Origin of the sequence: Brevundimonas sp. (assembly GCF_036405315.1) — a bacterium.
Taxonomy (GTDB): domain Bacteria; phylum Pseudomonadota; class Alphaproteobacteria; order Caulobacterales; family Caulobacteraceae; genus Brevundimonas.
Window position 1 is genome coordinate 26,246 of sequence record NZ_DASWXW010000053.1, and the last position, 13,084, is coordinate 39,329.

General features: G+C 70.2%; 10 protein-coding genes. 2 read left to right on the top strand and 8 right to left on the bottom strand.

Annotated elements, in window-relative coordinates:
* The first annotated feature begins 82 nt into the window (after nt 1–82).
* Both VGE49_RS03365 and VGE49_RS03370 read left to right on the top strand, forming a co-directional pair.
* Nucleotides 83–2,359: a TonB-dependent receptor gene (locus tag VGE49_RS03365; RefSeq protein WP_331033167.1), complete on the top strand. Its 2,277-nt coding sequence runs from the start codon at nt 83–85 to the stop codon at nt 2,357–2,359.
* Between the two features lie 83 nt (nt 2,360–2,442).
* Complete coding sequence (locus VGE49_RS03370) at nt 2,443–3,120, top strand: Fe2+-dependent dioxygenase (RefSeq protein WP_331033168.1); 678 nt, start codon at nt 2,443–2,445, stop codon at nt 3,118–3,120.
* 167 nt (nt 3,121–3,287) lie between these two features.
* On the opposite strand, the gene VGE49_RS03375 is transcribed toward VGE49_RS03370, so the two are convergent.
* The 8 genes from VGE49_RS03375 to VGE49_RS03410 form a co-directional block, all read right to left on the bottom strand.
* The gene (locus VGE49_RS03375) at nt 3,288–4,661 is read right to left on the bottom strand and encodes a sulfite reductase subunit alpha (protein ID WP_331033169.1); all 1,374 of its coding nucleotides are present in this window, start codon (nt 4,659–4,661) and stop codon (nt 3,288–3,290) included.
* 2 nt (nt 4,662–4,663) lie between these two features.
* Nucleotides 4,664–5,770 (bottom strand): FAD:protein FMN transferase, encoded by a 1,107-nt coding sequence (locus tag VGE49_RS03380; protein ID WP_331033170.1) that lies wholly within the window; start codon nt 5,768–5,770, stop codon nt 4,664–4,666.
* Entirely contained in the window at nt 5,740–6,546 is an 807-nt protein-coding gene (locus tag VGE49_RS03385; RefSeq protein ID WP_331033171.1) for a DUF4198 domain-containing protein, read from the bottom strand. Before VGE49_RS03385 ends, VGE49_RS03380 begins: the two co-directional genes overlap by 31 nt.
* Nucleotides 6,547–6,557: 11 nt before the next feature.
* Nucleotides 6,558–7,070 carry a DUF2271 domain-containing protein gene (locus VGE49_RS03390; protein ID WP_331033172.1) on the bottom strand — a complete coding sequence of 171 codons (513 nt, stop codon included), beginning with the start codon at nt 7,068–7,070 and terminating at the stop codon, nt 6,558–6,560.
* A gap of 12 nt (nt 7,071–7,082) precedes the next feature.
* Nucleotides 7,083–7,748 (bottom strand): PepSY-associated TM helix domain-containing protein, encoded by a 666-nt coding sequence (locus VGE49_RS03395; protein ID WP_331033173.1) that lies wholly within the window; start codon nt 7,746–7,748, stop codon nt 7,083–7,085.
* A 77-nt stretch (nt 7,749–7,825) separates the two neighbouring features.
* Nucleotides 7,826–9,856, bottom strand: coding sequence for a TonB-dependent receptor (locus VGE49_RS03400; protein WP_331033174.1), 2,031 nt, complete (start codon nt 9,854–9,856; stop codon nt 7,826–7,828).
* A 40-nt stretch (nt 9,857–9,896) separates the two neighbouring features.
* Nucleotides 9,897–11,498 (bottom strand): ATP-binding protein, encoded by a 1,602-nt coding sequence (locus VGE49_RS03405; protein ID WP_331033175.1) that lies wholly within the window; start codon nt 11,496–11,498, stop codon nt 9,897–9,899.
* 117 nt (nt 11,499–11,615) lie between these two features.
* Complete coding sequence (locus VGE49_RS03410) at nt 11,616–13,004, bottom strand: UDP-N-acetylmuramate--L-alanine ligase (protein WP_331033176.1); 1,389 nt, start codon at nt 13,002–13,004, stop codon at nt 11,616–11,618.
* Between the last annotated feature and the right edge of the window lie 80 nt (nt 13,005–13,084).

Sequence of the window (13,084 nt, forward strand, 5' to 3'; positions counted from 1 at the left end):
GATTTATTCGCAGAGTCACTTGCGGTGCTGCAATAAGGTGATATTGCGACCGCATCGCAACATCACTGACTGGTCCTCCCCCATGTCCGACGCCCGCTCCTCCGCCCTCAAGGCGCTTCTGTTCGCCTCCAGCGCCGCCGGGATGCTGTGCGCCTCGCCCGCTCTGGCCGGCGACGAGGTGCCGATCGTCAAGGCGGACGCGACCCAGGACGCCACCAACCTGGGCTCCATCGACGTGCACGGCCAGCGCGTGAAGCGCGAGCCCAAGGACCCGCAATTCGTCGCCCCCCTGGTCGACACGCCGCGTTCGGTGACGGTGATCCCTCAGCAGATCATCGAGCAGACCGCCGCCACCTCGCTGCAGGACATTCTGCGCACCTCGCCGGGCATCACCTTCGGCGCCGGCGAAGGCGGCCAGCCCCTGGCCGACCGTCCCTTCATCCGCGGCCAGGCCTCCGGCAACAACATCTTCGTGGACGGCATCCGCGACACCGGCGGCCAGCAGCGCGAAGTCTTCAACCTGGAACAGGTCGAGGTCATCAAGGGGCCGGACTCGGTCTATTCGGGCCGCGGCTCGGGCGGCGGCAGCATCAACCTGGGCTCCAAGGCCCCGCGTCTGACCAACTTCATCCACGGTTCGGCCGGCGCCGGCACGGACAGCTATGCGCGCGGCACGGTGGACGCCAACTGGCAGGTCAGCCCGACCGCCGCCATGCGCCTGAACCTCATGGCCTCGCAGGGCGACGTGGCCGGCCGCGACTCGGTCGACTTCGACAAGTGGGGCGTGGGCGCCGCCGTCGCCGTGGGCCTGGGCACGCCGACCACGATCACCGCCAGCTACTATCACCTCGACAGCGACCAGATGCCCGACTACGGCATCCCCCTCTTCACCAAGATCGGCGTGCGCACGACCGACAGCGGCGTCCTGGACGTGCCCTACGACAGCTTCTACGGGCTCAAGGCGCGCGACTATCTGACCAATACGGTCGACAGCCTGACCCTGAACGCCGAGCATCGCTTCAGCGAGACCCTGGCGATCAGCAACGTTTCCCGTTGGTCGCAGACGCTGAACGACTATGTCGTCACCAACCCCGGCGACGGCGGCAGCGCCACTTCGACCCCGCGCGGCGCGGCCCTGATCAACGGCGTCTGGTGGATGAAGCGGGGCACCAAGTCGCGCTGGAACCCGGCCGAAACCCTGGCCAACGTCACCGACCTGCACGGTTCGTTCACGACCGGGTCTATCAAGCACAACTTCGACATGGGCGTCGAACTGTCGCGTGAAACCAACAAGAACGCCTCCTACACGGTCACGACCCTGTCGGGCGCGGCCTGCCCGGCGCCCCTGACCGGCTTCGACTGCACCCCGATCTACAATCCCAACCCGAACGATCCCTGGACCGGCACGATCACGCGCGGCGTGGTCAGCGAGAGCCAGACGGATTCGCTGGGCGTTTACGCCTTCGACTCGATCAGCTTCGGCGAGAAGTTCATAGTCAACCTGGGCCTGCGCTGGGACGACTATTCGGTCGAGGCGATCAACGCCACGGGCACGCTTGCGGCTCCGGTATACACCCCGTTCAACGGCGACTGGGACTTCGTCAACTATCAGGTCGGCTTCGTCTACAAGCCGACGCCGAGCACCAGCCTCTACGCCTCCTACGCCACCTCTTCGACGCCCCCGACCATCTCGGCGGGCGATCAGAACACCGGCGCGGGCGTCGGCACGGGCAACCTGCTGACCAGCGTGCTGGACCCGGAAGAGACCCAGAGCTTTGAAGTCGGCGCCAAGGCCAATCTGTTCGACGACCGCCTGGCCCTCAGCGGCGCCCTGTTCCGCCTGACCCGCAAGGACGCGCAGATCCAGGTGTCGCCGGGCGTTTACGAGCAGGCTGGCGAAGCCGAGGTTCAGGGCCTCGAACTGGGCGTCTCGGGCAACCTCACCAGCAAGTGGCAGGTCTTCGGCGGCTACACCTGGATGGACAGCGAACTGGTCAGCGGCGCCTACAACAACGTCAACATCGGCGAGGCCCTGGCCAATACGCCGGAGCACGCCGCCAGCCTGTTCACCACCTACCGCGTCCTGCCCAAGCTCAGCCTGGGTGGCGGCGTCTACTATGTCGGCAAGTCGTTTGGCGGCAATCAGGGCGGCGCCGGCGGCGGCGCCAACCGCATCTATGCGCCGGAATACACGCGCCTGGACCTGTTCGCCTCCTACGACATCAACGACCGCGCCTCGCTGCAACTGAACGTCCAGAACGCGGGCGATGAAGAATACATCATCCGCACCAACGGCGTTCACCACGCCGACGTGGCCCCCGCCCGTTCGGCCATCCTGACGCTGAACGTCCGCTACTAAGAGACGGCGTTTCACGCCATCATGTCGGCCCCGTCGTTCATCCGAGCGACGGGGCCGATGCGTTTCCAGACGGTGAGAGAGCCATGCTGCTGCACATTCCCGACGTCTTCACCAAGACCGAAGTCGCCGCCCTGCGCCGGACCCTGGACGCCGGCCCCTGGGCCGACGGCAACATGACGTCGGGCCACCAGTCGGCCACGGCCAAGAAGAACCTGCAGTTGCCCGAGGACAGCGCGCCGGCGCGCGAGGTTTCGACCCTGATCGTCCAGGCCCTGAACGCCAACCCCATGTTCGTTTCGGCCGCCCTGCCGCACACGATCTTTCCGCCCCTGTTCAACCGCTACGAGGGCGGCGGCGAGTTCGGCGTCCACGTCGACAACGCCATCCGCCAGCGCGGGGATGTCCGCATCCGCAGCGACCTCTCGGCCACCCTCTTCCTGTCCGAGCCCGAGGATTACGACGGCGGCGAACTGATCATCGAGGAGCTGTACGGCGCCCAGTCGGTCAAGCTGCCCGCCGGCGACCTGGTCCTCTATCCGTCCAAGAGCCTGCACCGGGTCACGCCGGTCACGCGCGGCGCCCGCGTCTCCAGCTTCATGTGGCTGCAAAGCCTGGTCCGCGACGACGCCGACCGCGAAAGCCTGTTCCGGCTGGACGTGGCGACGCAGCGGGTCAACCTCGACAAGGGACCCAAGGATCAGGCGGTCATCGAACTGACCGGTCTTTATCACAACCTGCTGCGACGCTGGTCGGAGGTCTGACGATCATTCTCCCTCCCCTTCATGGGGAGGGTGGCTGACGCGAAGCGTCAGACGGGTGGGGGCGCTTCGGCTATTCAGACGCTGCGCTCAGGATCGCCACGCCCTCCCCACCCGGTCGCTCCGCGACCACCCTCCCCATGAAGGGGAGGGAGAGGCGTTCCGTGTATTCAGTAAACGTCGCGCCTGTACCGCCCAGCTTCCGTCAGCCGCGTCAGCCGCTCCTCGCCCAGCGCCGCCTCCAGCGCCGCGTGGACGCCCTTGGACATGCCTTCCAGACTGCCGCAGACATAGACATAGGCCCCGCGATCAACCCAGTCGGCCATGGGTCGGGCGTGTTCGGCCACCAGCGACTGGACATAGCGGTTCTCGCCGCCGTCGCGCGAGAAGGCGCGGTCCAACCGGGTCAGGACGCCCGACGCCAGCCAGGCTTGCAGGTCCCCGTCGTAAAGCGCGTCGTGCGCCCGCGTCCGTTCGCCGAACAGCAGCCAGGCCCCGCCGGTCTTCGCGAACTGCGCCCGCGCCTTCAGGTGCCCGCGCAGGCCGGCGATGCCGGTGCCGTTGCCGATGAGGATGACGGGAGCCTCGGGCGGCGGCGCATGGAAGCCGCGGTTGGCGCGCACCCGCATGGCCACCTCGTCGCCGATCTGCGCGTCCTGCGTCAGCCAGCCCGAGGCCAGACCCGGCGTTCCGTCCGGCCGCGTCATCAGGCGGATGCAGAACTCGACCCGTCCGTCCGAGGGCAGGGAGGCGACCGAATACTCGCGGCTGGCCGGTTGTGCCTCGTCGCGGGCGGGCAGGCCCACCTCGGCGATGTCGCCCGCCGCCCAATCGGGGGCGTGGTCGATGGGCTCGAAGGCCAGATGATACGCCTCGCCGCCGGGGCTGCCCGCGTTCAGCAAGGTCCGCTCGACCAGACGCCAGCGGTCATAGGCGGGCGGGGTCCAGTCGGGGGCTGAGGTCGAGCCGGTGATCTGGTTCAACTGGTGCTGCCAGTGGCGGATGGCGCCCGCGTCGCCATTGTCCACCTCGACCCGGTCGAACAGGGTCTGGGCGCCGCTGCGGTCCAGCCAGTCGCCGACCGCGTGGCCGAAACTGCAATAGGCGTCATAGGAGCGGTCGCCCAGGGCCAGCAGGCCATAGGACAGGTGCGACAGGTCCACGTCCGCCTTCATCACCTGTCGCACGAAGCGGGCCGCGCTGTCGGGGGCGTCGCCCTCGCCGGTGGTTGAGGCGATGACCAGCAGGCGGCGCGCGCCCTTCAGGGTGTCCAGATCCAGATCGGCAAAGGACGAGATCCGCGCCCCCACGCCGCCGTCGCCGAGCGCGCGGGCGGTCATCCAGGCCAACTCCTCGCCGAATCCGGTCTGGCTGGCGAAGGCGATCAGCACGGCGTCCTCGCCCGCCGCCTCGGCCAGCACTCGCGCCTGTTCGGCCGCCTTCGTGGCGGCGGCGCGCACGCGCCAGACCGTCAGGCCGATCAGGCCCAGCCACAGGGCGACGGCGACGGACGCCCACAGCCAGCGGGTCAGGTCGGCGGTCACGGTCAGGCTTCTTCTTCGTCCATCATGGCGGCGAAGGCGGGCGTCATCCGCTCGACCAGGCCGCGGGGCGTGCGCTCGACGAAGCAGGCCGCAATCTGCATGGCCTCGGCGAACTCCGGCCCCTCATAGGGACCCAGCACGGTCAGGGCCGTGGCCCATGCGTCGGCGCGCATGGCCGAGGCGTGGAACACCGTCACCTGCGCCAGTCCATTGTCCACCGGCCGTCCGGTCGAGCCGTCGATGGTGTGCGGATAGAGGCGCTCTTCATGCACGAAGGCGCGGCGCCAGTCGCCCGAGGTGGCGACGGCCATGTCGAACAGGGCGGCGACCGTGTGCGGCGCGGGGGAACCCGGCACGGTCTCGATCTCGACCCACCAGGGCTGGGCGTCCGGCTTGACCCCGCGCCCCTTAAGCTCGCCGCCGATCTCGACCAGATGCGAGGTCGCGCCCATCCCGGTCAGGCGCGCCGAGACGCGGTCCACGGCATGACCCTTGGCGATGCCGGAAAAGTCCAGCTTCATGCCCCCCGCCTGCACCGCCGCCCGCGCGTCGCGGTTCAGTCGCAGCTTCTGCCAGCCGGACACGGCCAGCGCCGCCTCGACCTCCTCGACGGAGGGCAGGGGATGGAGCGGATCGCGCGGCCCCGGCGGGCCGAAGCCCCACAGGTCGACCAGGGCCCCCAGCGTCGGGTCGACCGCGCCGTTGACGTCGTCGGCCAGATCCAGCGCGGCGTTGAGCAGGCTCCAGAAGTCGTCCGACAGCTTCCACGTCCCGGCGGGGGCGTTGTTGAAGCGGCTGATCTCGCTGTCCGGCGTCCATGGGCTGAACAGGACGACGATGCGCGCCAGTTCTTCCTCGATGGCCGCCTGAAAGGCGTCCTGCGTCGTCCCCAAAGGCGGGACCAGACGCACCGACCAGCTCGTGCCCATGCTTTCCCCCGCCAGCGACCAGATCAGGTCGCTGGGCGGCCGTTCCGGCGCGCGGGCGCTCGGCGGGATCAGGACGCGGCTGTCCTGACGGCTGTCAACCGCCGCTCCGATCTGGAGCGGCGGCGGCGCCGAACTGGAGCGTTTCGAGGTCAGGGCAGGACTTCCAGCGCGCCGTTCCACGAGGCGTTCGAGCCGGGCTGGCCGTTCACGCCCGCCGTGCGCACCGAGGCGCCCAGCCAGTAGAGGCCGGCTTCCGGCCAGGTCACGGTGAAGGCGCCGTCAGCGCCGGTCTTGACCGTGATCTCTTCCGGGTTGTTGCGGTAGCGGGTGCCGCCGCGCGCGATGGTCACGTCCACATTGGCGGCGGGCTGGCCGTCCTTCAGCAGCTTGAAGGTGGCGGCCTCGCCGGCGGCCAGGTCGTTCGGATGGGTGACGGGGGCCAGTTCCAGACCCTTGCCGACGACGGCCAGATCGGTCGGCTCGCCGAGGGTCACGAAGGTCTCGGTGCGGCTGTCGGTGCGCACAGCTTCGACCTCGGTGGCGTCGGCGGGCAGGGCGCCGGGGAACTCGGCCTCGGTCCCGCGCCAACGCTTCTGCTCGCCGCCCTGCTTGTAGCTGGCCATGAAGCCCGAACCGACGTTGGCGACGCGATAGGTGCCTGGCTGGGCCAAATGCAGGTCGAAGCTGGAGCGGTACTTGGCCTGATGGACGTTCTCGGCCTGGGCGGTCGAGCCGTCGGGCGCGGTGATGGTCAGGCCGGCCAGACGCATGGCGGCGTGGTCGGGGATGAAGACCCCGTTCGACATCCCGGCGTCGAAACCGACCCAGGCGTCGTTGCCCGACAGGACGGTCGAGGTCGGGGCCAGCCAGGCGCGGTGCGCCTGGGCCGAGAGCGGCGCGGCCAGAACGGCGGCCAAAGCCAAGGCAGGGGTCAGGAAGGCGAGCGTCTTCTTCATGGTCAGGGTCCTTAGCGGGTCACGGCGACGCGAACGGCGCCCAGTTCGGTGGAGCCGGTTCCGGCGGCGGTGTTGGCGGCGCCCCAGCGGAAGGGCACGCGGACGACCTCGCGGCCGCCCAATTCACGGGCCGCCTCGACGACGATGTTGTATTGCCCGGCCGGCAGGTTGCGCAGACGGGCGGCGGGCACAGTCACGGCGTGACGGCCGGGGGCCTTGGTCGGCCCGGACACGCCGTCGGCGGGCATGGCCATCGACCGGCCGCCCTTGCGCCACCAGGTGCGCAGGTCCTTCAGCCAGTCCTTGCCGTCGCCCTCGTTGTTACGGGTCTGCTGATACCAGACGGCCAGGGTCTGGGTCGTCGACTGGTCCGGCTTCTCGATCCACACGGCCACATAGGGGCGGTGATAGGAGGCGCTGGCGATGCGCGGCAGCTCGACGCTGACGCTCAGGTCGGCGGCGCTGGCGACGGCGGGGGCGGCGGCGAGGCCGGCGGCGGTCAGGACGAGAGGAAGCTTACGCATGGGAGGGGCTCGTCAGTGGATGAAGAGGAGGGCGATAACGACAGGAACCAGCAGACCCAGGGCCACCACGGGCCAGGTCGAGGGGCGGCCGCGGGCGTGCAGCCACAGCAGGGCCAGGCCCGTGACGGAAAAGATCACGCAGGCCGCGGCGAAGACGTCGATGAACCAGTACCAGACCTTTCCGGCGTTCCGACCCTTGTGCAGGTCATTGAGGTAGGCGACCCAGCCGCGCGTGGTCTTCTCGTGCACGGCCTCGCCGGTTGAACGGTCGATGGTCAGCCATCCGTCGCCGCCGGGCGTGGCCAGGGCGACATAGATCTCGTCCGCCGTGGTCTCGGTCGGCTTGCCGTCCACCTGGACCTTGAAGGCCTCAAGGGCCCAGCGCGCGACGGGGGCGGGGACCGGATCGGTGGTTTCCTCGGGGAAGTCGGTCAGACGCGCCAGCAGGGGCGCGGGCAGGGTCGCCGTCGCCTCCTTCGTCACCGGCTCGGCCGGGATCTGCGCCGCGTGGTTCAATGTGATGCCGGTGATGGCGAACAGGATCATGCCGACCAGGCTGACCGCCGCGGAGATCCAGTGCCAGCTGTGCAATTGCTTCAGCCAGAACGACCGCTTGGCGTTCAGCGCCGCCTTCGGCTTGGCGGCGGTCTTGGCGGGATTGGCAGCGGGTTCGGTCACAATATGGCTGTGCCATATTCTGCGAACGATTTGCAATACCGTTCAGGCGTCGGAATTGTCGCGGCCCTAACCGTCGTTCAGTAAGTCAGCCGCACTCCGGCGCTCAGCGTGCGCGGCGGGCCGAAGCCTTCGACCCCGGTCCCGGTCTCGGAGACCTCGACCTCGGCGTCGAACAGATTGTCGGCGGCCAGCCACAGCGCGGCCGCCTGGGTGATCCGCCAATCCGCGCGAACATCCGCCGTCAGGGCGGCCTCCAGGACCCGGCTGTTCAGGTCGTCTTCGAAACGTCGGCTTTCATAGCGGGCGCGGACGGCCAGGCTCAGACGGTCGTTCGCGCGCCAGTCGATCCCGGCCGTGGCGCTCCAGATCGGGGCCTGGGCCGGGCGCAGGCCGGTCAGCTGCGGCGCCGCCGACCCGCCGTCCACGCGGGCGTCGGTGATCGACACGGCCCCGCTCAGGTCGAGGCCCCCGCGCAGGGTCTGGCGCGCGCTGATCTCCAGGCCCGTCGCCGCGATGGTCCCGGCGTTCTGACGCTGGCGCAGCACCCCGCCCGCCGGGACGAAGCCCGCGCGAGGGAAGACGCCCGGCCCCTGGCCGATGGTGACGTTGACCACGGCCTCCTCGATCCGGTTCCAGAACAGGGTGGCGCTCAGGGCCGAGATCGGCCCTTCATAGGCCAGCCCGGCCTCCACGCCCTGCAAGGTCTCGGGGACCAGCCCGGCGTTGGCCTCGGTCAGGTCGTTGCCGACGCGGAACGGCCGATGCAGTTCGTTCAGCGTGGCGGGCCGGAAACCGGAATAGGCCGCCGCCCGCGCCGCCCAGCCGCCGCCGATCGTGCGCCGCGCCGCCAGACGCGCGCTGACCACCTCGCCCGAACGCTCGGGATCGGTCTCGTCCAGCGTCGCCGCGCCGGTGGCGAGATCGCGCTCCAGCCGTCGTCCGTTCCGGTTCTTCCAGCCGTCCAGCCGCAGCCCGCCCGCGACCAGCCAGCGCCCGGCTTCCAGCGCGCCTTCGCCATAGAGACCCGCTGTCGCGGTCTCGCCCCCGGCGATGCGGTCGCGGGTGAAGGCGCCGGCCATGAAACGGAACAGTTCGTGCGTCTCGCCCTCGTTGAAGCGGGCGTCGGCGCCGACCTCCCATTCCAGCCGTCCGCCGCCGGTCTGGCGCTGGGCCCGGCGCAGGGCGGCGTTCAGGCCCCATCCGGTCGCGGGGGTCTCGTACTGGTCGTTGGCGGGCGTGGTCGTCGCCCGATCCGCCGCCACGGCGACCGAGGTGTTGGCCAGATCGCTTTCGCGCCGCCAGGCCTGCAGCCGCCAGCCGTAATCGCCCTCGGCGGGTTGCTTGGCGGCGGTCGCCGACAGCACATGGCCGCTGGCCGTCGCCCGCGCCCCCGCCAGACCCGAGCCGCGATCCTCTTCATAGGCCGCCGCCCGCAGCGACAGGGCCGCTTCGCCCAGCGGAACATCCGCCCGCAGCGAGGCGCTCTTCGCCTCCAGATCCAGCGGCCTGTCCGCCGCCCCCGCCGCCGCCCCGCGCACGGGCACATAGCCGTCGCTGGTCTCGTGAAGCACCGAGCCGGTCAGCCGCGCCAGGCCCGCGTCCACGCCGCCCGACCCCGCCAGCCGCGCCCCGCCGCGCTCGCCGAGCGAGGCGTCCAGCACCCCGCCGCGTTCGCGTTCCCTCAACTGGATCACCCCCGTCAGCGCCCCCGCGCCATAGGGACCGGCCCCGGCGCCGCGCATGATGTCGAGGCTCTCGACCGCCTCGGTCGGAACCTGCGACCAGATCACCCAGCCGCCGAAGGGATCGTTCAGCGGCACGCCGTCCAGCGTCGCCAGCGTCCGCCCCGCGCCCGACGGGGCGATGGCGCGCAAGGATATCCCCTGCGTCGTCGGATTGGCCGCCAGACTGGAGGTGCGCCGGAACAGTGAAACCGCCGGCACCGTCGCCAGGGCCTCGTCCAGCCGCACAGCCGTGGACAGCGTCTCCTGGCCCAGACGGATCACCGAGAAGGCCGCCTCGCCCGCCGCCGGGGGCAGGCGGGCGGCGGTGACGATCACCTCGTCGACGACGGTGGCGGAAGGGGCGGGGGGCGTGTCCTGAAGCATCAAGCGGGACCATAGCCCAGCGCCCGCCCGGTTGCGCCCCTTAAGCGGCTGCGGCCACCGCGTGCCGCGACAGGGCCAGGCGGATGGCGTTCAGCAGGGCGTCCGGCTGGATCGGCTTTTGCACCACCCCGTCCATGCCCGCCGCCAGATACTCGGCCTCGTCGCGCGGGTCGGCGTTAGCGGTCAGGGCCAGGATGGGCACGGCGGAGGCAGGCCCGGGCAGGGCGCGGATGGCCCGCGTGGCGCTGACCCCGTCCATCACCGGCATCTTCACGTCCATCAGGATCAGGTCGAACGGGGCGATCGTGGCCCGCTCCACCGCCTGGCGCCCGTCCTCGGCGGTCTCATGGGTGCAGCCGAACAACTCCAGCACCTTGCCGGCGACGAAGCGGTTGGCGGCGTTGTCGTCCACCACCAGGACATGCAGGGTCTCGTGTTCGGTCGGCGCGGCGGCCCGGTCCTCGTCGCGGCGGGCGTCGGCCTCGGCCAGGGGCAGATGCAGCTCGAAGCGGAACCGCGCCCCGCCGGCGGGCGAGCGTTCCAGCGCCAGACGCCCCTCCATCCGCTCGACGATCTGGCGGCAGATGGCCAGGCCCAGACCCGCGCCCGCCCCCTGACGTCCCGCCTCGCCGGTGTTGAAGGGCTCGAAGATGGCGATCGCCGCCTCGTCGCTGACGCCGGGGCCGCTGTCGTCCACCACGGCGTCCATCCGCACTCGGCCGTCGTCCAGTTGGGTGGTCAGGCGAACCTCGACCGCGCCGGCCTGGGTGAACTTCAGCGCATTGCCGATCAGGTTGTTCAGAAGCTGCTTCAGCCGCATCTCGTCGCCGACGACCCAGCGCGCCGCCGCGGTGTCCGTCGTCACCGTCAGGCGCAGGTTTTTCTCCTCCGCACGCGGCCGCCACAGGGCCGACAGGTCGGCGGCCACGGCCTCGAGGTCCAGAGGCGCGGGCTCCAGCGTCAGGACGCCCGCCTCGGCGCGCGACATGTCCAGGGCGTCGGTCAGCAGCCGCAGCAGGCTGGCGCCCGAATCCAGAATGGTGCGGACATAGGGGCGCAGCGAGGCCTGCGTCAGTTCGCGCTCCATCAGGGCGGCCACCCCCAGCACCCCGTTCAGCGGCGTGCGGATCTCGTGGCTCATCACCGCCAGGAACTCGGACTTGGCCCGGCTGGAGGCGCGGGCCTCGGCCTCGGCGCGGACCAGGTTCTGGGCCAGTTCGCTCATGGCCTCGGCGCGGCGCTTGTGGATGGCCACCCCCGCCTGCAGCACGTGCAGACCGGCCCCGACCCCGACGTAGCGGCCGCGCGACACGACGATGAAGCCCTTGAGCAGGGCGCCCAGGCCCGCCGCGTCCATCGACTGGAACAGGACGTCGGCCGAGGCGTCGGCCTCGACCAGCAGCGGCGACGGGTCCATCAGGGCCGAGACGGGGCGGCGGGCGTAGAGGGCGCGGCCGAACTCGGCGGCCATCTTCAGGGTGAAGGCGTTGCGCTCGATCAGGCCGACGGGCCGCCTGTCCTCATCCACCACGGCGATGACCAGGGTGTTCGGCTCGGCCTGAAACCGGTCGAAGGCCTCGGCGCCGGGCGCGTCGGGCGCCATGGGCGTCGCCGCCTCGACGAAGTCTCCGATCCTGGCCATGTCGTCGCCCCTTCCACGCCTCGAGAGAGCGCAGTTAGGCGGGCGGCGCTTAACAGCCGATTTGCCGAAAGTGAATGTTTTACAAGAACAATTTGACGTTTCCTCCGGGCGCGGAGCTTAAAGCCGGGCCAGAAGCTCGGCCGCAAAGCTCGACAGGCTGTCGTCGCGCGCCCCCATGACCACCACCCGGTCGCCGGGCTTGGCGATCTCGACGATGCGGTCGCCGCAGTCGGCGCGGGTCGCCAGCGCTTCAGCCTGACGCCCCTCGGCGCGCACGCCCGCGGCGATGTCCTCGGACCCCACGCTGCGGTCGGTGGTGCCGCCGTAATAGACCGGCTCGGGCATCAGCAGGACGTCATGTTCGCGCATGAGTCCGGCGAAGCCCTCGATGAACTCGCGCTTCATCAGCTTCAGCGGGCCGAAGCCGTGCGGCTGGAACAGGATCAGCAGCCGCCCGTCGAAGGCGTGAAGGGTCTTCAGCGTGGCGGCGATCTTGTCGGGGTTGTGGGCGAAGTCGTCGATGACGGTGACGCCGTTTTGCGTCCCCACCACCTCCAGCCGACGCCGGATGCCGGCGAAGGTCTCCAGCGCCGCGACCGCATCATCCACCGATACGCCCAGCGCCTTGACCGCGCCCAGCGCCGCCAGGGCGTTGGCGACATTGTGGGCGCCGGGGACATTCAGCACGACCGGACGCGGCGCCTCGCCGCGCACCCGCAACTCGAAGGTCATGCCGGTTGGCAGGGGCTTGAGGTCGTGGCCCGACAGGTCAGCCTCTTCCTCGCCCAGAGCAAAGGTGATCGTCTTGCCGCTTGGCAAGGTCTGGGCCAGCGCCGCCGTCTCGGGGTTGTCGAGGTTCAGCACCGCCGTCGTCGCCCGCCCGACGAAGCCGCCGAACAGGTCGCGCAACTCCTCCATCGACTTGTGGTCCAGCGAGATGTTCGAAACGACCGCCACGGTGGCGTCATAGCGGGCGATGGAGCCGTCGCTCTCGTCCACCTCGGCCACGAACAGGTCCGGTCCGCCGACCAGGGCGCTGGCGAAGGGATGGTCGGCGTCGGCGAAATTCTTCATCACCGCGCCGTTGACCACGGTGGGCCGACGGCCCGCCTGATCCAGAATCCAGGCGATCATTCCGGTGATGGTCGACTTGCCGCTGGTGCCGGCCACGCCGATCGAGGTCGGGGCGGCGTTGAACAGTTCGCTCAGCAGCTGGGGCCGGGTCTTGATCGTCGCGCCGACGCGTTTGGCCGCGCCGATGTCGGGCACCGTGTCCTCGACCGCGCCGGTGGCGACGACGATCTGATCGGGGCTGGTCACGCCCGATCCGTCCTGCGGATGCAGGGCGACGCCGTGGGCGCGCAGCCAGTCGAACTTGTCCGGCGTGCGCCCCTGATCCAGCGCCCGGTCGGAGCCGCTGATGCGGTTTCCTTGCGCCTGAACGATCATGGCCAGGGGCAGCATGCCGGACCCGCCGACGCCGCAGAAGAAATAGTCTTTGTTCATCGGCTTGATTTTGACGCGCGAAACCGGGGAATGTCCGGCGGCCTGACTAGCACGGGCGACGCCGGAGGCCAGCCCCATCC